Source organism: Pseudomonas sp. PDM02, assembly GCF_014852285.1.
GTDB lineage: Bacteria > Pseudomonadota > Gammaproteobacteria > Pseudomonadales > Pseudomonadaceae > Aquipseudomonas > Aquipseudomonas migulae.
Window position 1 is genome coordinate 203495 of the sequence record NZ_JACVBL010000001.1, and the last position, 26880, is coordinate 230374.

24 protein-coding genes are annotated in these 26880 nt (G+C 59.2%); 11 read left to right on the forward strand and 13 right to left on the reverse strand.

Annotated elements, in window-relative coordinates; all coding sequences use genetic code 11:
- Positions 1–170: 170 nt before the first annotated feature.
- The gene (locus IB245_RS00920) at positions 171–788 is read left to right on the forward strand and encodes a hypothetical protein (protein WP_192226075.1); all 618 of its coding nucleotides are present in this window, start codon (positions 171–173) and stop codon (positions 786–788) included.
- Between the two features lie 178 nt (positions 789–966).
- Here the strand turns inward: IB245_RS00920 and IB245_RS00925 are convergent, their stop codons facing one another.
- The 8 genes from IB245_RS00925 to gcl all read right to left on the reverse strand — a co-directional run bounded on the left by IB245_RS00925 (position 967) and on the right by gcl (position 10543).
- Positions 967–1962, reverse strand: coding sequence for a sulfate ABC transporter substrate-binding protein (locus IB245_RS00925; protein WP_008039863.1), 996 nt, complete (start codon positions 1960–1962; stop codon positions 967–969).
- Positions 1963–2055: 93 nt separating this feature from the next.
- Entirely contained in the window at positions 2056–2880 is an 825-nt protein-coding gene (locus IB245_RS00930) for an ion transporter (RefSeq protein ID WP_192226077.1), read from the reverse strand.
- A gap of 21 nt (positions 2881–2901) precedes the next feature.
- Positions 2902–3816, reverse strand: coding sequence for an urea transporter (locus tag IB245_RS00935; RefSeq protein ID WP_192226079.1), 915 nt, complete (start codon positions 3814–3816; stop codon positions 2902–2904).
- Between the two features lie 152 nt (positions 3817–3968).
- Positions 3969–5384, reverse strand: a complete 1416-nt coding sequence (gene pyk / locus IB245_RS00940; protein WP_192226081.1) for a pyruvate kinase — start codon at positions 5382–5384, stop codon at positions 3969–3971.
- Entirely contained in the window at positions 5374–6654 is a 1281-nt protein-coding gene (locus tag IB245_RS00945; protein WP_008026780.1) for a glycerate kinase, read from the reverse strand. The genes pyk and IB245_RS00945 overlap by 11 nt, the downstream gene beginning before the upstream one ends.
- Positions 6655–6802: 148 nt before the next feature.
- A complete protein-coding gene (locus tag IB245_RS00950; protein ID WP_192226083.1) occupies positions 6803–7696 on the reverse strand; it encodes a 2-hydroxy-3-oxopropionate reductase in 894 nt (297 codons plus the stop codon).
- Positions 7697–7843: 147 nt separating this feature from the next.
- On the reverse strand, positions 7844–8626 hold the full coding sequence (gene hyi / locus IB245_RS00955; protein ID WP_192226085.1) for a hydroxypyruvate isomerase: 783 nt from the start codon (positions 8624–8626) through the stop codon (positions 7844–7846).
- Between the two features lie 141 nt (positions 8627–8767).
- Entirely contained in the window at positions 8768–10543 is a 1776-nt protein-coding gene (gcl, locus tag IB245_RS00960) for a glyoxylate carboligase (protein ID WP_008026775.1), read from the reverse strand.
- A gap of 267 nt (positions 10544–10810) precedes the next feature.
- Here gcl and IB245_RS00965 point away from each other — a divergent pair, with 267 nt between their 5' ends.
- Both IB245_RS00965 and IB245_RS00970 read left to right on the forward strand, forming a co-directional pair.
- The gene (locus IB245_RS00965; RefSeq protein WP_008039877.1) at positions 10811–11251 is read left to right on the forward strand and encodes a GlcG/HbpS family heme-binding protein; all 441 of its coding nucleotides are present in this window, start codon (positions 10811–10813) and stop codon (positions 11249–11251) included.
- Between the two features lie 196 nt (positions 11252–11447).
- Positions 11448–11906: an REP-associated tyrosine transposase gene (locus IB245_RS00970; protein WP_192226087.1), complete on the forward strand. Its 459-nt coding sequence runs from the start codon at positions 11448–11450 to the stop codon at positions 11904–11906.
- Positions 11907–12016: 110 nt separating this feature from the next.
- Here IB245_RS00970 and IB245_RS00975 read toward each other — a convergent pair whose 3' ends face one another.
- Positions 12017–12625 (reverse strand): TetR/AcrR family transcriptional regulator, encoded by a 609-nt coding sequence (locus IB245_RS00975; RefSeq protein ID WP_192226089.1) that lies wholly within the window; start codon positions 12623–12625, stop codon positions 12017–12019.
- Between the two features lie 134 nt (positions 12626–12759).
- Here IB245_RS00975 and IB245_RS00980 point away from each other — a divergent pair, with 134 nt between their 5' ends.
- Entirely contained in the window at positions 12760–13674 is a 915-nt protein-coding gene (locus IB245_RS00980; RefSeq protein ID WP_192226091.1) for a DUF808 domain-containing protein, read from the forward strand.
- Between the two features lie 183 nt (positions 13675–13857).
- Here the strand turns inward: IB245_RS00980 and IB245_RS00985 are convergent, their stop codons facing one another.
- Both IB245_RS00985 and IB245_RS00990 read right to left on the reverse strand, forming a co-directional pair.
- On the reverse strand, positions 13858–14646 hold the full coding sequence (locus tag IB245_RS00985; protein ID WP_008026766.1) for a VacJ family lipoprotein: 789 nt from the start codon (positions 14644–14646) through the stop codon (positions 13858–13860).
- Positions 14639–15937, reverse strand: coding sequence for a serine/threonine protein kinase (locus IB245_RS00990; protein WP_192226093.1), 1299 nt, complete (start codon positions 15935–15937; stop codon positions 14639–14641). Before IB245_RS00990 ends, IB245_RS00985 begins: the two co-directional genes overlap by 8 nt.
- A gap of 225 nt (positions 15938–16162) precedes the next feature.
- Here IB245_RS00990 and IB245_RS00995 point away from each other — a divergent pair, with 225 nt between their 5' ends.
- A complete protein-coding gene (locus IB245_RS00995; protein ID WP_192226095.1) occupies positions 16163–16531 on the forward strand; it encodes a hypothetical protein in 369 nt (122 codons plus the stop codon).
- Between the two features lie 41 nt (positions 16532–16572).
- On the opposite strand, the gene IB245_RS01000 is transcribed toward IB245_RS00995, so the two are convergent.
- The gene (locus tag IB245_RS01000) at positions 16573–18168 is read right to left on the reverse strand and encodes a beta (1-6) glucans synthase (protein WP_192226097.1); all 1596 of its coding nucleotides are present in this window, start codon (positions 18166–18168) and stop codon (positions 16573–16575) included.
- A 301-nt stretch (positions 18169–18469) separates the two neighbouring features.
- Here IB245_RS01000 and IB245_RS01005 point away from each other — a divergent pair, with 301 nt between their 5' ends.
- From IB245_RS01005 to IB245_RS01015, 3 genes are all read left to right on the forward strand, one after another.
- Complete coding sequence (locus IB245_RS01005) at positions 18470–19321, forward strand: glycine betaine ABC transporter substrate-binding protein (protein ID WP_008039894.1); 852 nt, start codon at positions 18470–18472, stop codon at positions 19319–19321.
- Between the two features lie 284 nt (positions 19322–19605).
- Positions 19606–19917, forward strand: coding sequence for a DUF485 domain-containing protein (locus tag IB245_RS01010; protein WP_008026759.1), 312 nt, complete (start codon positions 19606–19608; stop codon positions 19915–19917).
- Positions 19914–21572 carry a cation acetate symporter gene (locus tag IB245_RS01015; protein WP_008026758.1) on the forward strand — a complete coding sequence of 553 codons (1659 nt, stop codon included), beginning with the start codon at positions 19914–19916 and terminating at the stop codon, positions 21570–21572. The genes IB245_RS01010 and IB245_RS01015 overlap by 4 nt, the downstream gene beginning before the upstream one ends.
- 1133 nt (positions 21573–22705) lie before the next feature.
- Here IB245_RS01015 and gltA read toward each other — a convergent pair.
- Positions 22706–23995, reverse strand: coding sequence for a citrate synthase (gltA, locus tag IB245_RS01020; protein WP_008032658.1), 1290 nt, complete (start codon positions 23993–23995; stop codon positions 22706–22708).
- A gap of 364 nt (positions 23996–24359) precedes the next feature.
- Here gltA and sdhC point away from each other — a divergent pair, with 364 nt between their 5' ends.
- The 3 genes from sdhC to sdhA are packed head-to-tail and all read left to right on the forward strand — an operon-like array spanning position 24360 to position 26875.
- Positions 24360–24734: a succinate dehydrogenase, cytochrome b556 subunit gene (gene sdhC, locus IB245_RS01025; RefSeq protein ID WP_017127965.1), complete on the forward strand. Its 375-nt coding sequence runs from the start codon at positions 24360–24362 to the stop codon at positions 24732–24734.
- Positions 24728–25096, forward strand: a complete 369-nt coding sequence (gene sdhD, locus IB245_RS01030) for a succinate dehydrogenase, hydrophobic membrane anchor protein (protein WP_008032661.1) — start codon at positions 24728–24730, stop codon at positions 25094–25096. Before sdhC ends, sdhD begins: the two co-directional genes overlap by 7 nt.
- 3 nt (positions 25097–25099) lie before the next feature.
- Positions 25100–26875: a succinate dehydrogenase flavoprotein subunit gene (sdhA, locus tag IB245_RS01035; protein ID WP_008032662.1), complete on the forward strand. Its 1776-nt coding sequence runs from the start codon at positions 25100–25102 to the stop codon at positions 26873–26875.
- Positions 26876–26880: the final 5 nt, after the last annotated feature.

The following is a 26880-nucleotide window of genomic DNA, read 5'->3' on the forward strand; positions in this document are numbered from 1 at the left end:
CAGGCCGAGTCGGCGGAAGAGGGATTGGAGTGATAGCAATCATTCCTTTGCGGAATGGGTGGCGCTGGAACCTGCGCCTGAATTTCAAGATCCGATGATACATTCACTTACATCTTGTTCGATAGCGTGCTTATGTTCTCTCTTACGACCCATCACCGGAAGGCACTTTCATGAACGCGATGTTCCGTTACCTGATTCGCGGCACTTTGATCGGATTGTTCATGGCAAGCCTCGCCCAGGCTGCGGACGCACCGGGCATGCGCATCGGCGTACGCGGCGAGATCACCGGGGTCAGCCCCGACGTGTTGAAAGTCCACGTCAACAGCGGCGAAAACGTGGTCATCAACCTGACCAAAGACACCAAAATCCGTGCCGTCACCCTGGCCAATATTGAAGACATCAAACCCGGCAGCTACATCGGCTCGGCGGCCATTGCGCAGGAAGATGGCTCGCTCAAAGCGCTGGAAGTCCACGTCTTTCCGCCAGAGCTGGCCGGCAGTGGCGACGGCCATCGACCCTTCGACCTGGTCAAGGGCAGCAGCATGACCAACGGCAGCGTCGGTGATCTGGTGGTCAGTAATGGTCGGGTGTTGACCGTCAACTACAAGGGCGGACAGCAGAAGATCCTGGTGCCGGAAGATGTGCCGATCGTGAACCTGGTGCCGGGGGATCGCAGCTTGCTGAAGGTGGGTGTGAAGGTCGTGACGTTTGTAACTCAGAGTGCGGATGGAACACTGACCGCTCAATCCATCTCGGCTGGCAAGGACGGCGTGACACCACCGATGTGATGACAGGTGAAGTTCCCTGTGGGAGTGAGCCTGCTCGCGATAGCGGTGTATCAGTCACCATCAATGTGATTGACCCACCGCCATCGCGAGCAGGCTCACTCCTACAAGGGACTTCAGCGAACACAAAAACAAAAAAGGCGACCTTCTCAGGTCGCCTTTTTCATTGGGCTATCAGCGTTTACTGAGCGTAAATCTGATCAAAGATCCCACCATCATTGAAGTGCGTCTTCTGCACGGTGCGCCAGTCACCGAAGGTCTTCTCCACCGACAGGAAATCCACTTTCGGGAAGCGGTCGGTGTACTTGGCCAGTACCGCCGGGTCACGCGGACGCAGGTAGTTTGCCGCAGCAATTTCCTGGCCTTCCGGCGACCACAGGTACTTCAGGTATTCCTCGGCCGCCGCGCGGGTGCCTTTCTTCTCGACCACTTTGTCGACCACGGCCACTGGCGGCTCGGCTTCAGCGGAGACGCTCGGGTAGATCACTTCGAACTGATCACGGCCAAATTCGCGGGCAATCATTTCCGCTTCGTTTTCGAAGGTCACCAGCACGTCGCCGAGCTGGTTGGTCATGAAGGTAGTGGTAGCCGCACGACCACCGGTATCCAGCACCGGTGCTTGCTTGAACAGCTTGCCGACGAAGGCCTTGGCCTTGTTCTCGTCACCGCCGTTTTTCAGCACATAACCCCAGGCCGAAAGGTAGGTGTAGCGGCCGTTGCCCGAGGTTTTCGGGTTTGGCACGATCACTTGCACACCGTCCTTGAGCAGATCCGGCCAGTCTTTCAGGGCTTTCGGGTTGCCTTTGCGGACGATGAACACCGTGGCCGAGGTGAACGGCGCGCTGTGGTTCGGCAGCAGGGTGACCCAGTTGTCCGGCACCAGTTTGCCGTTGTCTGCCAGAGCGTTGATGTCGGTGGCCATGTTCATGGTGATGACGTCAGCCGGCAGGCCGTCGATCACGGAGCGCGCCTGTTTGCTCGAACCGCCGAAAGACATCTGCAGGGTGATGTTTTCGTTGTGCTCGGCTTGCCAGTGTTTCTGGAAGGCAGCGTTGTAGTCCTTGTAGAAATCGCGCATCACGTCGTAGGAAACGTTGAGCAGGGTCGGTGCAGCCTGAGCCACGCTGGTCAATGCCAGGCCAGCGGCCAGAAGTGAGGCGCCAAAGAGTTTTTTCACTGCGCATTCCTTGTTCTAATTTAAATGTGAGGCAATTTGCCAGCGACTATAACCGGGCTCGTATAGTCCTTTAAAGATTAAAAAGAACTTTGCTTATTCCAGTTTTTTGAACAACACATTGCCGCACCGCGAGCAAAATGCAGCGCCGTGCTCGTGGCTGTTTTTCTTGCACACCGGGCAGTCGTGTTGCAACTGTTCGCCACGCATGGCGTTGGCCAGTTCGGCGGTGAAAATCCCGGTTGGCACGGCGATGATCGAGTAACCGGTGATCATCACCAGCGACGAAATCACCTGGCCCAGGGGCGTCTTCGGCACGATGTCGCCGAAGCCGACGGTGGTCAGCGTCACGATAGCCCAGTAGATGCCTTTTGGAATGCTGGTGAAGCCATGCTCCGGGCCTTCGATCACGTACATCAGCGTGCCGAACACCGTGACGAGCGTGCAGACGCTGACCAGAAACACCACGATCTTCTGCTTGCTGCCACGCAGCGCCGACATCAGGTAATTGGCTTGCTTGAGGTACGGACTGAGCTTGAGCACACGGAAAATTCGCAGCATCCGGATGATCCGGATGATCAGCAGGTACTGCGCATCGGCGTAATACAGGGCGAGGATGCCGGGCACGATCGCCAGCAGATCCACCAGCCCATAGAAGCTGAACGCATAACGCAGCGGCTTGGGCGAACAGTACAGGCGCAGGCCATATTCGATGGCGAAAATGACCGTGAAGCCCCACTCGATGTACGCCAGTACGTTGGCGTAGTTCTGATGAATCGTGTCGATGCTGTCGAGCATCACGATGACGATGCTGGCGAGGATGATCAACAGCAGAATGCCGTCGAAGCGCCGCCCGGCCTTGGTGTCGCTCTGGAAAACCATGACGTAAAGGTCTTCACGCCAGTTTTTGCTGCTGTCCATGGATAACGCCTGAATCGAGAATCAGCGCAGCCTAGGGTGATTCTCCTCCAGAGTGCAAGGCGTACCGGCGACGGTGGTCTTGCCGAACATTTGCACAACCGTGCGGATCAGCCAGCAGGCGAGGATGAACGGCGCGGTCAGCGTTGGCAGGCCGATGGCGGCAAACACCGGCGTCAGCAACAGCGCCGCTGCGATGCCGATGAGCGGCAGCCACGGTTGCTGGCGCAGCGAGCTGAGGGCGAGGGCGGCGAGTACGGCGTTATAGCCACCGAGGCCGATCAATGCGCTATAGAAGTCTTGATGCAGCAGGCTCCAGCCCATGCCCGCGACAGACGCCAACATCGCCCAGCAGAATGCGCGGCGATCAGCGATCAGCAAACCCACGGCAATCATCGCACCGGCCAGCGGATGACCGAGGAACATCACCTGGCCGAGGCCTTTCAGGGGGGCGAGGAGCATGTTCAACGCACTGACTTCGATCAAATGCGCTTCGGTCGAGGGGGTGGCAAAGCACAGCAGTAACCAGCCCAATCCCACGAAAGGCGCCGTATAGGCCGGCAGGTATTGGCTGACCCGGATGCGTTTGAGCCACTGCTGAGTGAGCATCGCGCTCAATCCACCCGCAGCAATGATCAGCGGCGGCAACAGCGCGGACCAGGGGAAATACAGGCTCAGCAGCAAACCGAGCAGGACACCGTTGTAACTGAACAGCCCGGCCTGACGATCAGCCTTGGCGTAGTGGCGACGTTGCGCGGTGAGCAAACCGGCGACACCGCCCAGCAACGCACCGCCGAGCAGGGCCGGTGCGGTGAATAGAATGGCGAGCAGGCACAACAGACCAAACAGCGGATGGCGCTGGAGGAAAATCTGGCTGAAGCCGTTGAGCAGGGCAGTCGCCCAATCGGGGCAGTGGGTGTTGAAGTGGTTGGCAGGCATGATGAAGTCTGTGGGTGTTTCAGTGAAACCGAGTCGCCAGCATCGCCAGCAGGCTGGCTCCCACACTGAATCTGCGTTCAGTCTTGATTTCGTTATCGACACAAAACCAATGTGGGAGCCAGCCTGCTGGCGATGAGGCCGGTATGGGCGCTCTAGATCAACGTCTCGATACGCAAAGAGTTAGTCGACCCAGGCTGCCCAAACGGCACACCCGCCGTGATCAATAAAGTGTCCCCGCGCTGCGCCATCCCTTGCGCCTGCGCAATCTCCAGCGCCGTCGAACACACCTCATCCACCTGGCGCAGACGATCATTGACCACAGAGTGCACGCCCCAAGCCACGGTCAAGCGGCGGGCCGTCTGCAGGTTCGGCGTCAGGTTCAGAATCGGCACCGTCGGCCGTTCCCGCGCCGCCCGCAGACTCGACGTGCCGGATTCGCTGTAGTTCACCAGCACCGCCACCGGCAACACGTTACTGATGCGACGAATCGCACAGCTGATCGCATCGGAAACGGTCGCCTCGGCTTTCGGCCGGCTGACGTCCAGTTGCGTCTGATAGTCCGGACCGTTTTCCACCTGGCGGATGATCTTGCTCATCATCTGCACAGCTTCTATCGGGTATTCGCCGGACGCGGTTTCCGCTGACAGCATCACCGCATCGGCGCCTTCGGCCACGGCGTTGGCCACATCGGTGACTTCGGCGCGGGTCGGGGCCGGGGAGAAACGCATCGACTCCAGCATCTGCGTCGCCACCACCACCGGTTTGCCGAGTTGGCGGCAGATGCTGATGATGTTCTTCTGAATCTGCGGCACGCTTTCGGCGGGCACTTCGACGCCGAGGTCGCCACGGGCAACCATGATCGCGTCGCTCAATTCGGCGATTTCCCGCAGTTGCGTGACCGCCGACGGCTTCTCGATCTTGGCCATCAAAAACGCTTTGTCACCGATCAGTTCACGCGCTTCGCGAATGTCTTCCGGGCGCTGCACGAACGACAGCGCGACCCAATCCACGCCCAACCCCAGACCGAAACTCAAATCGCGACGATCCTTGGCGGTCAGCGGGCTTAACTCCAGCACCGCTTGCGGCACGTTCACGCCTTTGCGGTCCGAGAGTTCGCCGCCATTGAGCACCGTGGTGTCGATTGCATCAGCGTATTTGGTGACCACGCGCAGTCGCAGTTTGCCGTCGTCGAGCAGCAAGTCCATGCCCGGTTCCAGCGCGGCGATGATTTCCGGGTGCGGCAGGTTGACCCGGCGTTGATCGCCCGGCGCCGGGTCCAGGTCCAGGCGCAGGGCCTGACCGCGATGCAACTGCACCTTGCCTTCGGCGAACTTGCCGACCCGCAGTTTCGGGCCTTGCAGGTCCATCAGGATCCCGAGCGGATAATTCAGTTGGCGCTCGACTTCACGAATCCATTGATAGCGTTGAGCGTGGTCGGCGTGATCGCCGTGGCTGAAGTTCAGGCGGAAGATGTTGACCCCGGCCTGCACCAACTCGCGGATGTCTTCGATCCCGTCGGTGGCCGGGCCGAGGGTGGCGAGGATTTTGACCTTTTTATCAGGCGTCATTTTTTGTGCTCTCGAGAATCAGGATGGCGCGGAAGTCGTTGACGTTGGTGCGGGTCGGCTCGGTGACGATCAATGCGTCGAGCGCCGCGAAATAGCCGTAGCCATTGTTGTTGTCGAGTTCATCGCTGGCGCTCAAACCGAGGGCGGCGGCGCGGGCGTAGCTGTCCGGGGTCATGATCGCCCCGGCATTGTCTTCGGAGCCGTCGATGCCATCGGTGTCGCCGGCCAGTGCGTAGACGCCGGGCAAGCCTTTGAGGCTGTCGGTCAGGCTCAGGAGGAACTCGGCGTTTCGCCCGCCGCGACCATTGCCGCGCACGGTGACCGTGGTTTCACCGCCCGAAAGGATCACGCACGGCGCCGCCAACGGCTGGCCATGCAAGACCACTTGCCGCGCGATGCCGGCGTGAACCTTGGCCACTTCGCGGGATTCGCCTTCCAGATCGCCGAGGATCAGCGGACTGAAACCGGCCTGACGGGCTTTCACTGCAGCGGCTTCAAGCGACTGTTGCGGGCGGGCGATCAATTGGAAATGACTGCGCGCCAGGCTCGGGTCGCCGGGTTTGACCGTCTCCGATTCCGGGCTTTGCAGCCAGTTGCGCACCGACGCCGGGACTTCAATGTCGTAGCGCTTGAGGATCGCCAGCGCTTCGGCGGAGGTGCTCGGGTCGGCGACGGTGGGGCCGGAAGCGATGACCGTGGCGAGGTCGCCCGGTACATCGGAAATCGCATAGGTGTAAACAGTGGCGGGCCAGCAGGCTTTGCCGAGACGGCCGCCCTTGATCGCCGAGAGGTGCTTGCGCACGCAGTTCATCTCGCCGATGGTCGCGCCGGATTTGAGCAGGGCTTTGTTGATCGATTGCTTGTCGGCGAGCGTAATCCCTTGGGCCGGAAGGGCGAGCAACGCAGATCCGCCACCGGAGAGCAGGAAGATGACGCGGTCGTCTTCGCTCAGGTTGCTGACCAGATCCAGCACGCGCTTGGCGACGGCCAGGCCGGCGGCGTCGGGCACCGGGTGAGCGGCTTCGACGACTTCGATTTTTTCGCACGGGGCGCCGTGACCGTAACGCGTCACCACCAGGCCGGACACTTCACCCTGCCAGCAGCGCTCGACCACTTGGGCCATGGCGGCGGCAGCTTTGCCAGCGCCGATGACGATCACGCGACCACTGCGGTCAGTGGGCAAATGAGCTTCGAGGACTTGCTGCGGATGGGCCGCGTCAATGGCTGTGGCAAACAGCTCACGCAGGAATTGTTGCGGATCGACCGACATAGCGGGCTCCCGGATTTTCTTGTTATTAGGGGAAAACTATTTGCCCCTGTAGGAGCGAGGCTTGCCCGCGAACCGGACACCACGGTGTTTTTGCTGCACCGAGGCGCTCCCTTCGCGGGCAAGCCTCGCTCCTACAGGGAGCAATGGCTTACTGCTTATCGCGAATCGAGAAATTCGCCATGTGCTCCAGGCCTTTGATCAGCGCCGAGTGGTCCCAGTTGCTGCCACCGATGGCCGCGCAGGTGCTGAACACTTGCTGGGTGTTGGCGGTGTTCGGCAGGTTGATGTTCAGCTCTTTGGCGCCTTGCAGGGCCAGGTTCAGGTCCTTCTGGTGCAGGCTGATGCGGAAGCCTGGGTCGAAGGTGCCCTTGATCATGCGCTCGCCATGCACTTCGAGGATTTTCGACGAAGCGAAACCGCCCATCAGCGCTTCACGCACCTTGGCTGGATCGGCACCGTTTTTCGAAGCGAACAGCAGGGCTTCGGCCACGGCCTGAATGTTCAGCGCGACGATGATCTGGTTCGCCACTTTCGCGGTTTGCCCGTCGCCGTTACCGCCCACCAGGGTGATGTTCTTGCCCATCGCCTGGAACAGCGGCAAGGCGCGTTCGAAGGCATCGGCATCGCCGCCGACCATGATGCTCAGGGTCGCAGCCTTGGCGCCGACTTCACCGCCGGACACCGGCGCGTCGAGGTACTGCGCGCCTTTTTCGTTGATCTTGGCCGCGAAGGCTTTGGTGGCGGTGGGTGAGATCGAGCTCATGTCGATGACGACTTTGCCCTTGCCGACACCGGCCGCAATGCCATCGGCACGGAACAGCACGTCATCGACCTGCGGGGTATCCGGCACCATGACGATGATGAATTCAGCTTCTTGCGCAACTTCTTTCGGGTTCGCCAGGGCGACAGCGCCACCGGCGATCAGGTCGGCAGGCGCGGCGTCGTGATGCGCCGACAGGAACAGGCTGTGACCGGCTTTCTGCAGGTTCAACGCCATTGGGTGGCCCATGATGCCGGTGCCGATAAATCCGATTTTAGCCATGAGAAAATCCTCTTGTTTTTATTGCTCTGTTCGCAAAATTCGTGGGTGTCAGCGAGGGCGCCTTCGCGGGCAAGCCTCGCTCCTACAGGGGCAGGGTTGTTCGTAGGAGCGAGGCTTGCCCGCGAAGAACGATGACGCGGTTTTCGATCAGATCGCGTTATGGGTTTTCAGCCAGCCCAGGCCCGCTTCGGTGGTGGTCAGTGGCTTGTATTCGCAACCGACCCAACCCTGATAACCAATCCGGTCCAGGTGTTCGAACAGGAAGCGGTAATTGATTTCACCGGTGCCCGGTTCGTTGCGCCCCGGGTTGTCCGCCAATTGCACGTGATTGATTTCACTGAGGTGCGATTGCAGGGTGCGGGCCAGGTCGCCTTCCATGATTTGCATGTGATAGATGTCGTATTGCAGGAACAGATTGGCGCTGCCGACCTGTTCGCGAATCGACAGGGCTTGCGCCGTGTTGTTCAGGTAGAACCCTGGGATGTCGCGGGTGTTGATCGCTTCCATCACCAGTTTGATGCCCGCCGCTTGCAGCTTGTCGGCCGCGTACTTGAGGTTGGCGACAAAGGTTTTTTCCACGGTGGCATCGTCGACGCCTTGTGGACGAATACCGGCCAGGCAGTTGACCTGGGTGTTGCCCAGCACTTGCGCGTAGGCAATGGCCAGATCGACCCCGGCGCGGAATTCTTCAACCCGGTCCGGCAGGCACGCGATACCGCGCTCGCCCTTGGCCCAGTCACCGGCCGGCAGGTTGAACAACACCTGGGTCAGACCATTGGCGTCGAGCTTGGCCTTGATCTCGGCGGAGCTGAAATCGTAAGGGAACAGGTATTCGACACCACTGAAGCCGGCCTTGGCGGCCGCTTCGAAACGGGCGAGAAAGTCCTGTTCGGTGAACAGCATGGACAGGTTGGCTGCGAAACGCGGCATGGTGGTCTCCCGTAAATATGTGAGCTCCCTCTGTAGGAGCGAGGCTTGCCCGCGAAGGCGTTGTGTCAGTCGGCATCAATGTTGAATGGCACGACGCCTTCGCGGGCAAGCCTCGCTCCTACAGGGGGGAGCGGTCAGCTGTTAATCAAGCAGCGAAATCGCGGTCGGCGCATCGTTGCCGACCAGCGCCAGGTCCTCGAATTCGTTGACGGCGTTGATCTCGGTGCCCATGGAAATGTTGGTCACGCGCTCCAGAATAATCTCGACGATCACCGGCACCTTGAACTCTTCGATCAGCTCCTGGGCCCTGCGCAGTGCAGGCTGGATCTGAGCCGGTTCGAACACACGCAGCGCCTTGCAACCGAGGCCTTCGGCAACCGCGACGTGGTCGACACCGTAACCGTTGAGTTCCGGAGCGTTCAGGTTATCGAAGGACAGCTGCACGCAGTAGTCCATGTCGAAACCGCGCTGGGCCTGACGAATCAGCCCCAGGTACGAATTGTTTACCACAACGTGGATGTACGGCAGCTTGAACTGCGCGCCCACCGCCAATTCTTCGATCATGAACTGGAAGTCATAGTCGCCCGACAGCGCCACAACCTTGCGGTTCGGATCGGCCTTGACCACGCCCAGTGCTGCCGGAATCGTCCAACCCAGCGGGCCGGCCTGACCGCAGTTGATCCAGTGACGCGGCTTGTAGACGTGCAGGAACTGCGCGCCGGCAATCTGCGACAGACCGATGGTGCTGACGTAGCAGGTGTCCTTGCCGAACACCTGGTTCATCTCTTCGTAGACGCGCTGCGGTTTGACCGGCACGTTGTCGAAGTGCGTCTTGCGTTGCAGGCTGGCTTTGCGCTGCTGGCAGTCTTGCAGCCAGGCGCTGCGGTTTTTCAGCTTGCCGGCGGCTTGCCATTCGCGAGCGACTTCGATGAACACGGTCAGCGCGGCAGCGGCGTCGGAGACGATGCCCAGGTCCGGGTTGAACACGCGGCCGATTTGCGTCGGCTCGATGTCAACGTGAATGAACTTGCGGCCTTCGGTGTACACGTCGATCGAGCCGGTGTGGCGGTTGGCCCAACGGTTACCGACGCCCAGTACCACGTCGGACTTCAGCAGGGTGGCGTTGCCGTAACGGTGCGAAGTCTGCAAACCCACCATGCCGACCATCAACGGGTGATCGTCCGGGATCGTGCCCCAGCCCATCAGGGTCGGGATCACCGGAATGCCGGTCAGCTCGGCGAATTCCACCAGCAACTCGCTGGCATCGGCATTGATGATGCCGCCACCGGCGACCAGCAATGGACGCTCGGCCTGATCGAGCATGGCCAGGGCCTTCTCGATTTGCACGCGGTTAGCGGTTGGCTTGGCCAGAGGCAGCGGTTCGTAGGCGTCGATGTCGAATTCGATTTCGGCCATCTGCACGTCGAACGGCAGGTCGATCAGCACTGGGCCTGGACGGCCGGAGCGCATTTCGTAGAAGGCTTTCTGGAACGCATACGGCACCTGGCCCGGTTCCATGACAGTGGTCGCCCACTTGGTCACTGGCTTGACGATGGTGGTGATGTCGACAGCCTGGAAGTCTTCCTTGTGCATACGGGCGCGGGGTGCTTGCCCGGTGATGCACAGAATCGGGATCGAGTCGGCCGAGGCGCTGTAGAGTCCGGTGACCATGTCAGTACCGGCCGGGCCGGAAGTGCCGATGCACACGCCGATGTTGCCGGCCTTGGTGCGGGTGTAGCCCTCGGCCATGTGCGACGCGCCTTCAACGTGTCGAGCGAGGACGTGATCGATGCCGCCGACCTTTTGCAGGGCGGAGTACAACGGGTTGATGGCGGCACCGGGGATGCCAAAAGCGGTATCAACCCCTTCGCGGCGCATCACCAGAACGGCGGCTTCGATTGCTCTCATTTTGCTCATGGTTTTGTGCCTCTTACGTTTTGTAATTGTATACAAGTGGCTTTGCGCAGAGTGTATTCACGGCGGACGGCGCAGGTCAATCCATTTTCTCAAGCGACTGTTTCATTCGTCGGAAGCCTGTTCTGCTGTGGCTTTTCGTCGCATGTGGCGCTTTTCGATAATTATTGTATACAAAAAAATAACTCATTGTGTTCTATTTGTTGCATCGGACTGCGATGCAAGCGCGCAGTCCTTCCGCTTTCCCTATAACAAAATGAGGACGGCACCATGAGCGCTTTAACCTTGAAAGTGGCAGTCAACCTGACCAGTCAGGCCATCTCCGCCGCGCGTGCAATCAACGCGGCCCCTTTGACCATCGCCGTGCTGGATGCCGGTGGACACCTGGTTTCCCTGCAACGCGAAGACGGCGCCAGCCTGCTGCGCCCGCAGATCGCCATCGGCAAAGCCTGGGGCGCCATTGCGCTGGGCAAAGGCTCACGCCTGCTGGCGCTGGACGCCCAGCAACGCCCGGCGTTTATCGCGGCGTTGAACAGCCTGGGGCAGGGCAGCGTGGTGCCGGCACCGGGCGGTGTGTTGATTCGGGATCAGGACGGGAATGTGCTGGGAGCTGTGGGCATCAGCGGGGATTTGTCGGATGTTGATGAACAGTGTGCGATCAATGCGATCGAGGCGTTGGGGTTGAAGGCGGATGCGGGGGTAGCAGCTTGAATCATGGGTGACTGATCCACCGCTATCGCCAGCAGGCTGGCTCCCACAGGGATCATCTGAGTGTCAGAGATCAACTGTGGGAGCCAGCCTGCTGCGATGACAAACCGTCAGACACATCCATCTAAATGTCTGCCCCACCCTTGGGTAACATCAGAACTAGCCTTCTTCATGAATTAATCATGCAAGGGGCAAAGGAATGCCTGATTTACCCGCTTCAAACCGTTTGCGCATCGGCCGCTATGCCGAGCCAAACCGCATCTATCTGTTGACCACCAATACACTCGCCAGAAAACCTGTTTTCAAGAATTTCATCTTGGGCAGATTGGTCGTCGCACAGTTTCGCGCCGCGCACGACCAAGGCTGCGTTAATTCATTGGCCTGGGTCATCATGCCCGATCATTTCCATTGGCTGGTCGAGTTACAGCAGGGATCGTTGGGTGACCTGATGCAAAAGACTAAATCACTGAGCACCAAGGCGGTGAATCAGTTCACTGGCCGCAAGATCACCCTCTGGCAGAAAGGCTTTCACGACCGGGCTCTGCGGCGGGAAGAGGATTTGGTAAAGGTGGCGCGGTATGTCGTGGCCAACCCGTTGCGGGCTGGACTGGTGGAAAAGCTTGGCGACTATTCTCTGTGGGATGCCATTTGGCTTTGAGCTGAAACCGAGTCGTCTTCATCGCTAGCAGGCTAGCTCCCACACTGGCGCTATGACGTTCACAAATCCCCTGTGGGAGCTAGCCTGCTAGCGATAAAGTCACCGCAATCTTAATGATCCGGCTCACACCCTTTAAGCACCAACCGGATAATCGTCTGTGCCGCCGCTTCATAATCCTCTTCATCCAGCTTGGCCTTGCCGGTGATGGCTGTAATCTGCCAGTCAAAGTCGGCATAGGTCTGGGTCGCGGCCCAGATGCTGAACATCAGGTGGTTGGGGTCGATGGGGGCGATCTGCCCGCGGTCGATCCAGGTCTGGATGCAGTCGATGTTGTGTTTCGCCTGGCTGTTCAGTTGTTCGACCAGGTCGGCGCTCAGGTGCGGGGCGCCGTGCATGATTTCGCTGGCGAACACCTTGGAGGCGAAGGGCAAGTCGCGGGAGATGCGGATTTTCGAGCGAATGTAGCCGCTCAGCACTTCACTGGGTACGCCGTCGGCGTTGAACGGCGTCGAGGCCTGCAGAATCGGCTCGATGATGCTTTCCAGAACCTCGCGGTAGAGGTTTTCCTTGGATTTGAAGTAGTAGTAGACGTTGGGCTTGGGCAATCCCGCCTTGGCTGCGATATCACTGGTTTTGGTCGCAGCGAAGCCCTTGTCGGCAAATTCTTCACTGGCGGCACGCAGGATCAGTTCTTTGTTGCGCTCGCGGATAGTGCTCATAAACCAGGTGGTTCCTTGCCTGTTCTGGCGGTTGCGCATGGTAGCACCGGCCTCGCGCGGCGCTCAAGAATGCCCCATGTGGCGCTCGGCCGCGCTATGCTGCGCAGCATTCATTCCAGAAGGACACCTGATTCATGGCAGGAAGCAGTTTACTGTTGCTGATCGACGACATTGCCGCGGTACTCGACGATGTGGCGTTGATGACCAAAATGGCCGCCAAGAAAACCGCCGGCGTGCTCGGTGATGATCTGGCGCTCAATGCCCAGCAGGTCAGCGGCGTACGTGCCGAACGGGAAATCCCGGTCGTTTGGGCAGTGGCGAAGGGCTCGTTTCTCAACAAACTGATTCTGGTGCCGTCAGCGCTGGCGATCAGTGCATTCATTCCGTGGCTGGTCACGCCGTTGCTGATGGTCGGCGGCGCCTACCTGTGTTTCGAAGGTTTCGAAAAACTCGCGCACAAATTCCTGCACAGCAAGGCTGAAGACCAGGCCGAGCATGCGGAGCTTGTCGAGGCTGTGGCCGACCCAGCGGTGGATCTGGTGGCGTTCGAAAAGGACAAGATCAAGGGCGCCATCCGTACCGACTTCATTCTTTCGGCGGAAATCATCGCCATCACCCTCGGCACCGTGGCCGATGCGTCGCTGACCCAGCAAGTCATCGTGCTGTCGGGCATTGCCATCGTCATGACCATCGGCGTCTACGGCCTGGTAGCCGGCATCGTCAAGCTCGATGACCTCGGTCTGTGGCTGACCCAGAAGCCCGGCCAGATGGCCAAATGCATTGGCCGCGGGATTCTGCGTGCGGCGCCGTACATGATGAAAAGCCTGTCGGTGATCGGGACGGCGGCAATGTTCCTGGTCGGCGGCGGGATTCTCACTCACGGCGTGCCGGTGGTTCATCACTGGATTGAAAGTGTCAGCGCAGGGGCGGGCGGTGCCGGGTTTATCGTGCCGACGTTGCTGAATGCGGTGGCGGGGATTGTGGCGGGGGCGGTGGTGTTGGCGGGTGTGATGGTTGTCAGCAAGCTTTGGCAGGTAATCAAACGCTGAACCTGTAGGAGCCGGCTTGCTGGCGATGGTCGTTAACGATAACGCGGGGGTACTGGTTAAGCGCGGCGCACTTGAGACCATCGCCAGCAAGCCGGCTCCTACACCGTGGGCCCTGCACCCCAGTGAAAGCTGCAAAAAAGGCCATTCGATTCACATCGAATGGCCTTTTTTATTGCCGATAAATTACTCGGCGATCTGCAACTTGCGCGACTCGGTGTACACGTAACGCACCTTTTCGTATTCGAACGGCGAGTTCAGCTGGCCGTAGCGGAAGCTGGTCTGGTGGCGCTTGTCGATGCTGCGCAGGGCCCACACTTCAGGGTGGTTGGAACTGACTTCGGAGACGTTCAGGAAGTTGATCGCTGATTCGGCGGTGAAGTCCACGGCCAGGCCGCCGGTGTCGCGGATGTTGGACGGGCCTAGGATCGGCAGCACGAAGTAGGCGCCGCCCGGTACGCCGTAGAAACCGAGCGTCTGGCCGAAGTCTTCGCTCTGGCGCGGCAGGCCCATGGCCGTGGCCGGGTCCCACAGGCCGGCGATGCCGATGGTGGTGTTGAGCAGCAGGCGCGCAGTGGTTTCCATCGAACGCTGGCCCTTGAACTGCAACAGGCTGTTGAGCAGGTTCGGTACGTCGCCGAGGTTGTTGAAGAAGTTGCTGACCCCGGTGCGCAGGAAGCTTGGCGTGATGTAGCGATACCCGTCGACCACCGGCAGGAACACCCATTGGTCGAAGCGGTAGTTGAAGTGATACACCCGGCGGTTCCACTCTTCCAGCGGGTCGTACACGTTCAGGGCGTTGAGGGAGGAGCGTTCGAATTCGCGCTGATCCAGGCCCGGGTTGAACTTGAGTTTGCTCAGTGGCTCCTTGAAGCCGTCACTGTCGACGACCACCGGGGCGTTGGCTTTGCTGTTGTCGGCATTGGCGACGCCTGCACAGAGTAACGCTGCGATAAGCAGGAGGTATTTAGCCACGGAAGAACTCCAGCATGGCGTCGCTGTTGACGCGATAGTTAAGGTTGCCGCAGTGGCCGCCCAGTGGATAAACCGTCAAGCGGTCGCCGAAGGTCTTGCGCAGGAAACCGAGGTCACCCGGGCCGAGGATCACGTCGTCGGCATTGTGCATGACCGCGATTTTCGGGCTGTCGTGCAGGTAATCCTTCAGGGCATACAGGCTGACCTGGTCGATCAGTTGCAGCAGGCTGCCGCCGTCAGTGCGCGCGCGCCACATCGGGATCACTTGTTCGGTGATGTAGCAGTCGAAGTCGCACTGCAGCGCACGCTTGAGGTATGGCGTGAGGCTGGTGCCTTCGGTGATGGGCGTTTTCGGCGGAGTGATCAGGCCGCGACGGTTGATCAGGTCCGAGGTGAAAGCGATGTCGGCCGCCGAGAATCGGAACGACGTGCCGATCAGCATGGCCATCTGTTCGTTGGTCAGGTGCTGCTTGGACTGCTGGAAGTCGTAGAGCAGGGCGTCGTTGAGGTCGATGTAGCCTTTTTGCTGGAAGTATCGGGTCAGTTTGTCCAGCACCAGTTCATAGAACGTGGTGGTGTTGTTGATGCCCTTGACCTCGGTCTGGACGAGTCTGTCCAGGTTGGTGATCGAGGTGTAGAGGTTGACCGGTGGGTTGAGCAGCAAGACTTTCTTGAAGTTGAAGCTGCGGCGGGTTTCATCCAGATGCGCGACAAATGCCGCATCCAGCGCCCCCAGGCTGTAGCCGGTCAGGTAGTAATCGGTGACGGCCACTTTCGGGTTTTGTGCCCGCACGGCCTGCATCACCCGGTACATGTCTTCGGCGTCATCCTTGGTGATGCCGGGTGTGGCAAAGCGTGAAGCGGCACTCATGAAGTCGAAGCTGGTGGGCGACGACAGTTGCACCACGTGGTAACCCGCCTTGTAGTAGAGCTTTTTCAGGTATTCGTTAAGGCTGCTGTCATAGCGCGCACCGGTGCCGGCGATCAGGAAGATCAACGGGGCGGCTTTATCCTGGGTGGCGATGCGGTAGGTCAGCTTCTTCACCGGCCAGAAGTTGTCCGGCAGTTCGAACTCACGCTCCGGGCGCAACGTGACGGTGCGGGTTTCCTGGTCGATGTCATCGTCAAGCGGCAACTCCGGACGCAGGTCCGGCGGCGTCGTGGCGATGGTCGCCTCGAACGGGTTGGTCAAGGGATAGCCATAACTGGCGGCGTCGATATCGACCGCCAGTGCGGACGCACTCAAGATAAGGCCGCTAAACAGGGCGGCGAAGCGCAAGGAACGGAGCATGACTGGATCCCTTATAGAAAGGTGCCGAATGAAGTTCGCAGGCTATGACCACGGGGGTTGCGCCAAAGTGCCATGTGTCGGCACCAATCAGGCCAAATTTCAGAGTAATAGTAGCTGGACGATACACTTTGCAGTGATTGACTGCCCAGTTAACTGTTGTTAAGGCTTGCGTCAGGCTGCCGGGGGATTAAGCTGGCCGCCGTTTTTCGCTGATTGGAGTGCTTCATGTCTCGCCGTTTACCGGTAATTCTGCTGCTTGTTTTGCTGCCTTTATGGCTGGCCGCCAGTTATGGCGCGCGGTATGGCTTCATGGAGGATGCGCAATGGGTCGGCCTCTGCGCGGACGAGGCGAGCCGCTGGGAATGCCTGGTCCGTTCGAACCTGGGCCTGATGATTCATTTCCAGGTGTTGGGTTGGGCGGCAGTGGCCGCCGCCGTGATCGGCTTCGTGTTGCCGGGGCGGGCAGGGTGGTGGTTGGCGGTGTTGGCGCTGGTGTTCGGCTTTCCGGCGTTGGCGTTGTACAACACGACGATGGCGGTGTTTGCGGTGGTGATTGCAGGGCTGCGTCTGGTCCGGGCGTCCCGCGGCGCCTGACAGTCAGTCTTCGCGGGCAAGTCGGATCGCCGCGCTGAAGATTACGCCTTGCGAACCCGCAAACAGCGCCACAACGCCGCCACCATCAACACACTCACCAGCGCCCAGCCCCAGGCCTGCTGATTCTGCAAACCTTCGCGATACAGCTGCGGCGCAATGCCGGCACCGATGATGAAGGTCAGAAGCGCGATTTCGCGACGTGGCACACTCACCGGCCGGCACAGATAGACCAGCGCGGGCAGGATGAAAGCTACGCTCGGAAAGCTGCGATAACGCGGATCGAACACCAGTTCGAGCATCATCACCGCCGCTGCAAAACCTGCTGTTGCCAGCAACCAGCCGGCCCGGCGCTCCAGCACATTGAAGGCCCGTTGACGCCAGCCGCTACGGTTACTCAGTGTCAGCGCTGCATGCACCAGTACCAACAAGTTCAAAGCCGTCAGCAACGCAACCCACAACCACTCACTGGTAAACCGGGTGGTGACGCGTGCCAGATCGCCCCAGGCGCCAATCGAACAGGCCGCCAAAGCGCCGAGCAGCGGTAGCACCAACGCAGAGCGGGTACTGCGTACACGACCTCCAAGGATCAGCGTGCCAAGGAAAATCATCCCGCCCACCGCCAGCCACTGCGACCAGTACGGTACGTTGGACACCGGACCGGCCAGCACGCCCTTGTCCTGACGGTCGGCGTCAAACAGGCCCCAGTAACCACCAACGGCCCCTTCGCTGGCGCGTTTCCAGGGTTGGTCGAAGGCTTCGATAAGGTTGTAGTGCCAGCCTTCCTGCTCGGCCATGATCACAAAGCTGCGAATGAACTTGGCCTCATTGACCCGGCTCGGCAGCGCGGTTTCGCGTTGACGACCCTCGCTCGGCCAGCCGGTTTCGCCAATCATCACGTCCTTGGGTGCGAATTTGTTGCCGAACACCTGACGCACTTCGCGAACATGTTGCAGCGCGGCGTCGATGTTCGACGGATCGTCTTCCCAATACGGCAGCAGGTGAATGGTCAGGAAGTCCACCGCCGGGGCAATTTCCGGGTGTTTGAGCCAGAACTCCCAGACGTCGGCATAAGTGACAGGCTGCTTGACCTGGCTTTTGACCTTGTTGATCAGCCTGGCCAATTGCGCACCGGTGACTTCCTTGCGCAACAGGGCTTCGTTGCCGACGATCACCGACGTGACCACATCCGGGTTGGCGTTGGCCGAGGCGATCAGCAGGTCGACTTCTTTCTCGGTGTCCACCGGGTTGCTGTTCACCCACGCACCGATCATCAACTTCAGACCATGTTTGCGCGCCAGGTCGGGCAAGGCTTCAAGGCCGGTCATGGAATAGGTGCGAATGCATTCGAAGCGGGTGGCCAGCAGCGCGAGGTCGGCGTCCATGCGCTCGGGGCGCAACTTGAACGGCTGATCGAACGGCGATTGGTCCTTGTCGAACGGGGTGTAGGAGGCGCATTGCAGTTTGTGCGTCGCGCTGGCCACGTCCGGCAGAATCACCGGTTTGCCGAGGCCGTACCAAAAACCGCCGAGAGCAAAGAGCCCCAGCAGGCAGGCGAAAAGGTAAGGGAAAAAAGGAAAGCGTGATGTCGCGGGCATGGTCAGGCCGTCTGGGAGCAAAGCCGCGCATGTTACCCGCATTTGTCCCGCGCTTGGTGGCTCGCATAATTTTGACATGCAAAGTTCGGGCGGATCGCCCGAGGCCTTTCAGGTGCTCGTAATTAATGGCGTTCTGATGTCGTTTCTCGATGCCTTGAGGTCGCTGACAGCACAGGTTCAGGTTGGCGTCAGGTTGATTATCGATGCGTCAGTGTTCTCATTAATAAAACGCGCTGATGATCGTACGAGTTTGCGGTGAGGCGTGATGGGCGCGCAGTGCACCATAACAATACGTTGACGCGACTCGGCATCCGTCGAGCGCAGCACTTTCGGGGAAGTAACGATGAAGATGCGACGACTTTTAGGCGCGGGTGCCGCACTGGTACTTGCGATTGGCTCCACGATGGCCAATGCCGAGAGCAAAACCCTGAGCATCGGTTACGTTGACGGCTGGTCCGACAGCGTCGCGACCACCCACGTGGCGGCCGAAGTGATCAAGCAGAAACTGGGTTATGACGTGAAGCTGCAAGCCGTCGCCACCGGGATCATGTGGCAGGGTGTGGCCACAGGCAAACTCGACGCCATGCTGTCCGCCTGGCTGCCGGTGACTCACGGCGAATACTGGACCAAGAACAAGGATCAGGTCGTCGACTACGGCCCGAACTTCAAGGACGCAAAAATCGGCTTGATCGTGCCGGAGTACGTGAAAGCTAAAACCCTCGATGACCTGAAAACCGACGACAGCTTCAAAAAACGTATTGTCGGCATCGACGCCGGTTCAGGTGTGATGCTCAAGACCGAGCAGGCAATCAAGGACTACGACCTGACCGGTTACCAACTCAAGGCCAGTTCCGGCGCCGGCATGATTGCCGAGCTGACCCGTGCCGAGAAGAAAAACGAATCCATTGCCGTCACCGGTTGGGTGCCGCACTGGATGTTCGCCAAGTGGAAACTGCGCTTCCTGGAAGACCCGAAAGGCGTTTATGGCGCGGCTGAAACCGTGAACAGCATCGGCAGCAAAGAACTGGCAACCAAAGCGCCGGAAGTGGCCAAGTTCCTGAAAAACTTCCAGTGGGCGTCGAAAGACGAAATCGGCGAAGTCATGCTGGCGATTCAGGACGGTGCCAAGCCTGAAGCCGCTGCGAAGGATTGGGTCGCCAAGCACCCGGAGCGCGTTGCAGACTGGACCAAATGATTTGAGCTGACGTTTCTGGTCAGCACTTCTCAAGGCCCCTTGGCATAACAGCCAAGGGGCTTTTTGTTTTTGTGTAGGAGCCAGGCTTGCCGGCGATGGCGTCCTCACAATCGCCATCGTCGGAACGCCGCCCGCAGCAAGCCGGCTCCTACAGAAGTTGCGCCGTGCTGGAAAATGGCGATTCTGTCATGTCGCTCTAATACTAAGGTCGTCTGGAACCTGCCCCGCAGCCGCATAGAGTGGATACCGTTCCAACAATAATCTGTGCTGCGAGGATAAAAACAATGAACGACAGCATTTACCTCTCGATTCAAAACAGCCCGCGCTTCAAGGAGCTGGTTAGTAAGCGAGAAAGGTTCGCCTGGATTCTTTCGGCGATCATGCTTGGTCTCTACTCCGGATTCATCCTGTTGATCGCTTACGGGCCGCATATTCTGGGCGCGAAAATCAGCCCTGAGTCATCGATTACCTGGGGCATACCGATCGGTGTCGGGCTGATTGTCTCGGCCTTCATCCTGACCGGGATCTACGTTCGACGCGCCAATGGCGAATTCGACGACCTGAACAATGCGATTCTCAAGGAGGCTCAGCAATGATCCGGCGTCTAATGGCTCTATTGAGCATCGCAGCTTTCGCACCTGGCGCCTGGGCGGCTGACGCCCTGACCGGCGCCGTACAGAAACAACCCCTGAACATGGCCGCGATCCTGATGTTCGTGGCGTTCGTCGGCGCAACGTTGTACATCACTTACTGGGCCTCCAAGAAAAACAACTCGGCGGCCGACTACTATGCGGCGGGCGGCAAGATCACCGGTTTCCAGAACGGTCTGGCGATTGCCGGCGACTACATGTCCGCGGCGTCCTTCCTGGGTATTTCCGCGCTGGTGTTCACCTCCGGCTACGACGGCCTGATCTACTCGATCGGCTTCCTGGTGGGCTGGCCGATCATTCTGTTCCTGATCGCCGAGCGTCTGCGTAACCTGGGTAAATACACCTTTGCCGACGTGGCGTCCTACCGCCTCGGGCAAACCCAGATCCGTTCGCTGTCCGCTTGCGGTTCGCTGGTGGTAGTGGCGTTCTACCTGATCGCGCAAATGGTTGGTGCCGGCAAGCTGATCCAGCTGCTGTTCGGCCTCGACTATCACGTTGCGGTGATCCTGGTCGGTATCCTGATGTGCATGTACGTGCTGTTCGGCGGCATGCTGGCGACCACTTGGGTGCAAATCATCAAGGCTGTGCTGTTGCTGTCCGGTGCCTCGTTCATGGCGCTGATGGTGATGAAGCACGTCAACTTCGACTTCAGCGCACTGTTCTCCGAGGCGATCAAGGTTCACCCTAAAGGTGAGGCGATCATGAGCCCGGGCGGTCTGGTGAAAGACCCGATCTCCGCGTTCTCCCTGGGTCTGGCTCTGATGTTCGGTACCGCTGGCCTGCCACACATCCTGATGCGCTTCTTCACCGTGAGTGACGCAAAAGAAGCCCGTAAGAGCGTGCTGTATGCAACCGGCTTCATTGGTTACTTCTACATCCTGACCTTCATCATCGGCTTCGGCGCGATCCTGCTGGTCAGCACCAACCCGGCCTTCAAAGATGCGGCTGGCGCGCTGTTGGGCGGCAACAACATGGCGGCGGTGCACCTGGCCAACGCGGTCGGTGGCAGTATCTTCCTGGGCTTCATCTCGGCGGTAGCGTTCGCGACCATTCTGGCAGTGGTTGCCGGTCTGACCCTGGCCGGTGCTTCGGCGGTGTCTCACGACCTGTATGCCAGCGTGATCAAGAAAGGCAAGGCCAACGAGAAAGACGAGATTCGTGTTTCGAAAATCACCACCATCGCCCTGGCGGTGCTGGCGATCGGTCTGGGTATTCTGTTCGAGAAGCAGAACATTGCGTTCATGGTGGGCCTGGCGTTCTCCATCGCGGCGAGCTGTAACTTCCCGGTGCTGCTGCTTTCGATGTACTGGAAGAAGCTGACGACTCGCGGTGCGATGATCGGCGGCTGGCTGGGTCTGGTCAGTGCTGTTGGTTTGATGGTGCTGGGGCCAACCATCTGGGTGCAGATCCTGGGTCACGAGAAGGCGGTCTTCCCGTATGAATACCCGGCGCTGTTCTCCATGGCCATTGCGTTTGTGGGGATCTGGTTCTTCTCGATCACTGACAAGTCGACTGCTGCGGATAATGAGCGGGCGCTGTTCTTCCCGCAGTTTGTTCGTTCGCAGACTGGGTTGGGGGCGAGTGGGGCGGTTTCGCACTAAGGCTTCAGGATTGTTGATTTAAGTTACGGTAAACAGAAATGCCCCGGTCGAGAGATCGGGGCATTTCTTTTGCTGCATTGCTTTTTGTAGGAGCGAGGCTTGCCCGCGAAGACGGCCTGACAGCCGACCATTTTCTTACAGATGTACATATCCATTTCTGCGGTAACGGCTGCTGACGGTTTCGCCCTTACGGCGACTCACTTTTTTTCAAACGCCAAAAAAAGTAAGCAAAAAAGGCTCGCCCCGAGCGTCCGGCCCCTCGCTAAGGCTCGGCGTTCCTTCGCTCCGGCATTCATCCGGGGGCATCGCCCTCCGGTTGGCTTCGCTGGCACCTACATGCGATGAGTTCGACTGCGTCGAACGGCGCTGCGCGCCAATCCCCGGATGAACACCTCCACTCAGCCTTCCGAAGGGGCGGGTGGATCAAGGTCAAAAGCCAAAGCAACAGCAAAATCAAAATCAACGACTGGAGTGAGTTTTCTCTGTAGGAGCGAGCTTGCTCGCGAAAAACGCCCGGACACCGCGCTCATCCAGACAATCCGCGCCATTGCTGGCAAGCCAGCTCCTACAATTTTGACCGTGTGAATCCCATCCCGTGTAGGAGCCGGCTTGCTGGCGATGGCGCCCTTCCAGTCAATAAATGCGTCGACTGATCCACCGCTATCGCCAGCAAGCCGGCTCCTACAGAGAATTGGTGTACAGGTCCGGAATGAGTGAACGCAGCCAAGAAGGACGGCGCGGGCATCCAAAGAGCCAGGTCGGCTACCAGGCCGCCTCGGCGGCTGTGGCGGTACACGCCCCCTCGAGAGGCTGAGTGGAGGTTCTGCGCAGTGGGCAACCCGGCATGGATGCCGGGTTAGCCGCCCCCGGCCAGGGATGGTCGATGGCGGCGGGCCCACGGAGCAGGACCGGAGCGAGGGCATGGCGAGCATTAGCGAGCCACCGAACGACAGGGGCAAGAGCCCTTGGTTACTTGGGGCTCTTCCAAGTGACTCGCCGTAAGGGCGAAACCATTAGTGGCCGTCACCGCAGAAACGGATACGCACACAACCCAAAGCGCACAAACAAAAACGGCCTCTATATAAATAGAGGCCGTTCCCGGTACAACTCAACACGCTATCGCAAGAAAGATCTTACTTGCGGTCTTCCAGCTTGGTGATGTCACGCGACTCGTAGCCGGTGTACAACTGGCGCGGACGGCCAATCTTGTACGGGCTGGAGAGCATTTCTTTCCAGTGGGAGATCCAGCCGACAGTCCGCGCCAGAGCGAAGATCACGGTGAACATGCTGGTTGGAATGCCGATCGCCTTGAGGATGATCCCCGAGTAGAAGTCGACGTTCGGGTACAGCGAGCGCTCGATGAAGTACGGGTCGGTCAGGGCGATCTCTTCCAGGCGCATGGCCAGTTCGAGTTGCGGATCGTTCTGGATGCCCAGTTCCTTCAGCACTTCGTCGCAGGTCTTCTTCATCACGGTGGCGCGTGGGTCGCGGTTTTTGTAAACCCGGTGACCGAAGCCCATCAACTTGAACGGATCGTTCTTGTCCTTGGCCTTGGCGATGAACTTGTCGATGTTCGACACATCGCCAATCTCGTCAAGCATGGTCAGAACAGCCTCGTTCGCGCCGCCGTGGGCAGGGCCCCACAGTGCAGCGATGCCGGCGGCGATACAGGCGAACGGGTTGGCACCCGAAGAGCCAGCCAGGCGTACGGTGGAGGTCGACGCGTTCTGCTCGTGGTCGGCATGGAGGATGAAAATCCGGTCCATGGCCTTGGCGAGTACCGGGCTGATCGGTTTGATCTCGCACGGGGTGTTGAACATCATGTGCAGGAAGTTTTCCGCGTACGTCAGGTCGTTGCGCGGGTACATCATGGGTTGGCCCATGGAGTACTTGTAAACCATCGCTGCCAGGGTCGGCATCTTGGCAACCAGGCGGATCGCGGAGATTTCGCGATGCTGCGGGTTATTGATGTCCAGGGAGTCGTGGTAGAAGGCCGAGAGGGCGCCAACTACGCCGCACATGACGGCCATCGGGTGGGCGTCGCGACGGAAGCCGTTGAAGAAGGTCTTCAACTGCTCGTGAACCATGGTGTGGTTCTTCACGGTGCTGACGAACTGGGCCTTCTGTTCTGCGGTCGGCAGTTCGCCGTTGAGCAGCAGATAGCAGGTTTCCAGGTAGTCCGACTTTTCAGCCAGCTGTTCGATCGGGTAGCCGCGGTGCAGCAGAATGCCGTTGTCGCCGTCGATATAGGTGATCTTCGACTCGCAGGAAGCGGTCGACATGAAACCAGGGTCAAAGGTGAAACGGCCCGTGGCCGTCAGGCCCCGAACATCGATAACATCGGGACCAACGGTGCCGGTTAAAATGGGCAGCTCGACGGGGGCTGCGCCCTCGATGATCAACTGCGCTTTTTTGTCAGCCATGTGGCCTCCTATTTATGCTTGAAATCATCAGACAGACCCCCCACGCAGGGCCCGCACCACTATAGTGAGATAAATTCGAATGTCAATTTGCCTAAAGTCTTGCTCCAGAAGGCTTTAACCGGACTTTTTCCTCGAAATTGACTGCCATTTACGCCTTTTATCCAACTTGTGCAATGCGCTATTAGGGGAAGGTGAACGCGTTGTCATTAGTAGCCTAACTGTCTATACTCGGCCACCGACCGCCAAGGGCTTTTGGGCTTGCTTTCATTGGGGGTCGCATCCCTGGGTGGTGGTTACCTGACCAGTGCACTCCCCAACAACTTTGCCCTGATTGTTAGGGGCTCTTCAGTGTGAAAAAAAAGCCGTGAAAAGCCAACGACCTGTAAACCTAGACCTAAGGACCATCAAACTCCCAGTCACTGCTTACACGTCCATTCTTCACCGTATCTCCGGTGTCATCCTCTTTGTCAGCCTGGCCATCATGCTTTACGCATTGGACAAGTCGCTGAGCTCCGAGGAAGGCTTCGGTCAGGTGAAAGCGTGTCTGACCAGTCCGCTAGCCAAGCTAGTGATTTGGGGCATCCTGTCCGCTCTGCTGTATCACTTGGTAGCCGGTGTGCGCCATTTGATCATGGACATGGGCATCGGTGAGACGCTGGAAGGCGGCAAGCTGGGCTCGAAAATCGTTATCGCCGTTTCCGTGGTGGTAATCGTTCTGGCAGGAGTTTGGATATGGTAACTAACGTCACGAACCTGTCGCGTTCGGGCCTCTATGACTGGATGGCGCAACGTGTGTCTGCGGTCGTTCTCGCGGCTTACTTCATCTTCCTGATCGGATACGTCGTTGCCAACCCAGGCATCGGCTACGCCCAATGGCATGAACTGTTCGCCAATAACTGGATGCGTATCTTCAGTCTCCTGGCCCTCGTTGCCCTCGGCGCTCACGCCTGGGTCGGCATGTGGACCATCGCGACCGACTACCTGACGCCAATGGCGTTCGGCAAGTCCGCGACCACTGTACGTTTCCTCTTCCAGGCAGTATGCGGCGTTGCGATGTTCGCTTACTTCGTCTGGGGTGTGCAGATTCTTTGGGGTATCTGATTCATGTCTACTACAGTTAATACGCTTTCGTTCGACGCCATCATCATTGGCGGCGGCGGTGCTGGCATGCGCGCTGCTCTGCAGCTGGCACAGGGCGGTCACAAGACTGCCGTTGTCACCAAGGTTTTCCCGACTCGTTCGCACACCGTATCCGCCCAGGGTGGCATCACCTGCGCCATCGCGTCTGCTGATCCGAACGATGACTGGCGCTGGCACATGTACGATACCGTCAAGGGTTCCGACTACATCGGTGACCAGGACGCTATCGAATACATGTGTTCCGTAGGCCCGGAAGCGGTCTTCGAGCTCGAGCACATGGGCTTGCCGTTCTCCCGCACCGAACAGGGCCGCATCTACCAGCGTCCGTTCGGCGGTCAGTCGAAAGACTTCGGTAAAGGTGGCCAGGCTGCACGTACGTGCGCCGCTGCCGACCGTACCGGTCACGCACTGCTGCACACCCTGTACCAGGCCAACCTGAAGGCCGGCACCGTATTCCTCAACGAATACTACGGCGTCGACCTGGTTAAGAACGAAGACGGTGCCTTTGTCGGCATGATCGTCATCTGCATCGAAACCGGTGAAACCTCCTACGTTCGCGCTAACGCGACCGTATTGGCGACTGGCGGTGCAGGCCGTATCTACTCGTCCACCACCAATGCCCTGATCAACACCGGTGACGGCGTCGGCATGGCTCTGCGTGCTGGCGTGCCGGTACAAGACATTGAAATGTGGCAGTTCCACCCGACCGGCATCGCCGGCGCCGGTGTACTGGTTACAGAAGGTTGCCGCGGTGAAGGCGGTTACCTGATCAACAAGCACGGCGAGCGTTTCATGGAGCGTTATGCTCCGAACGCCAAAGACCTTGCTGGTCGTGACGTTGTTGCTCGTTCGATGGTTAAAGAAATCATCGCCGGCAACGGTTGCGGTCCGGATGGCGACCACGTAATGCTGAAACTCGATCACCTCGGTGAAGAAGTTCTGCACAGCCGTCTGCCGGGCATCATGGAACTGTCCAAGACCTTCGCCCACGTCGATCCAGCCGTGGCGCCGATTCCGGTCGTTCCAACCTGCCACTATATGATGGGCGGCGTTGCCACCAACATTCATGGCCAGGCAATCACTCAGGACGCTGACGGCGTTGACCAGATCATTCCTGGTCTGTTCGCAGTAGGCGAAGTGGCGTGCGTATCGGTTCACGGTGCCAACCGTCTGGGCGGCAACTCGCTGCTCGACCTGGTGGTATTCGGCCGTGCGGCCGGTCTGTTCCTGGAGCAGACCCTGAAAGAAGGCGTTGATTACGCCCGTCCACGCCAGTCCGACATCGACGCTGCCCTGGCACGTCTCGATGGCCTGAACTCGCGTACCGAAGGCGAAGACGTCGCTACCCTGCGTAAAGAACTGCAAAGCTGCATGCAGAACTACTTCGGTGTATTCCGTACCGGCGAATACATGCAGAAAGGTATCGCTCAGCTGGCTGATCTGCGTGGCCGTATCGCCAACGTCAAGATCAACGACAAGAGCCAGGCGTTCAACACTGCTCGAATCGAAGCCCTGGAACTGCAGAACCTGCTGGAAGTGGCCGAAGCCACCGCCATCGCTGCAGAGATCCGCAAAGAGTCCCGCGGCGCTCACGCCCGTGAAGACTACGAAGATCGCGACGACGAAAACTGGCTGTGCCACACCCTGTACTTCCCGGGTGACAAGCGCGTGACCAAGCGTGCTGTGAACTTCTCGCCGAAGACTGTTCCGACTTTTGAACCTAAGATTCGGACTTATTAAGGGTG

Bases quoted from the DNA above. Each gene is read 5' to 3' on its own strand.
- IB245_RS00990 (WP_192226093.1), bottom strand. From the start codon at position 15,937: ATGCTCCGTTCCTTGCGCTTCGCCGCCCTGTTTAGCGGCCTTATCTTG.
- IB245_RS00995 (WP_192226095.1), top strand. From the start codon at position 16,163: ATGTCTCGCCGTTTACCGGTAATTCTGCTGCTTGTTTTGCTGCCTTTA.
- sdhD (WP_008032661.1), top strand. From the start codon at position 24,728: ATGGTAACTAACGTCACGAACCTGTCGCGTTCGGGCCTCTATGACTGG.
- IB245_RS00945 (WP_008026780.1), bottom strand. From the start codon at position 6,654: ATGTCGGTCGATCCGCAACAATTCCTGCGTGAGCTGTTTGCCACAGCC.
- IB245_RS00965 (WP_008039877.1), top strand. From the start codon at position 10,811: ATGAGCGCTTTAACCTTGAAAGTGGCAGTCAACCTGACCAGTCAGGCC.
- gcl (WP_008026775.1), bottom strand. From the start codon at position 10,543: ATGAGCAAAATGAGAGCAATCGAAGCCGCCGTTCTGGTGATGCGCCGC.
- IB245_RS00920 (WP_192226075.1), top strand. From the start codon at position 171: ATGAACGCGATGTTCCGTTACCTGATTCGCGGCACTTTGATCGGATTG.
- IB245_RS01000 (WP_192226097.1), bottom strand. From the start codon at position 18,168: ATGCGGGTAACATGCGCGGCTTTGCTCCCAGACGGCCTGACCATGCCC.
- IB245_RS01015 (WP_008026758.1), top strand. From the start codon at position 19,914: ATGATCCGGCGTCTAATGGCTCTATTGAGCATCGCAGCTTTCGCACCT.
- hyi (WP_192226085.1), bottom strand. From the start codon at position 8,626: ATGCCGCGTTTCGCAGCCAACCTGTCCATGCTGTTCACCGAACAGGAC.
- gltA (WP_008032658.1), bottom strand. From the start codon at position 23,995: ATGGCTGACAAAAAAGCGCAGTTGATCATCGAGGGCGCAGCCCCCGTC.
- sdhA (WP_008032662.1), top strand. From the start codon at position 25,100: ATGTCTACTACAGTTAATACGCTTTCGTTCGACGCCATCATCATTGGC.
- IB245_RS01010 (WP_008026759.1), top strand. From the start codon at position 19,606: ATGAACGACAGCATTTACCTCTCGATTCAAAACAGCCCGCGCTTCAAG.
- IB245_RS00975 (WP_192226089.1), bottom strand. From the start codon at position 12,625: ATGAGCACTATCCGCGAGCGCAACAAAGAACTGATCCTGCGTGCCGCC.
- IB245_RS00935 (WP_192226079.1), bottom strand. From the start codon at position 3,816: ATGCCTGCCAACCACTTCAACACCCACTGCCCCGATTGGGCGACTGCC.
- IB245_RS00930 (WP_192226077.1), bottom strand. From the start codon at position 2,880: ATGGACAGCAGCAAAAACTGGCGTGAAGACCTTTACGTCATGGTTTTC.
- IB245_RS01005 (WP_008039894.1), top strand. From the start codon at position 18,470: ATGAAGATGCGACGACTTTTAGGCGCGGGTGCCGCACTGGTACTTGCG.
- IB245_RS00950 (WP_192226083.1), bottom strand. From the start codon at position 7,696: ATGGCTAAAATCGGATTTATCGGCACCGGCATCATGGGCCACCCAATG.
- pyk (WP_192226081.1), bottom strand. From the start codon at position 5,384: ATGACGCCTGATAAAAAGGTCAAAATCCTCGCCACCCTCGGCCCGGCC.
- IB245_RS00980 (WP_192226091.1), top strand. From the start codon at position 12,760: ATGGCAGGAAGCAGTTTACTGTTGCTGATCGACGACATTGCCGCGGTA.
- IB245_RS00970 (WP_192226087.1), top strand. From the start codon at position 11,448: ATGCCTGATTTACCCGCTTCAAACCGTTTGCGCATCGGCCGCTATGCC.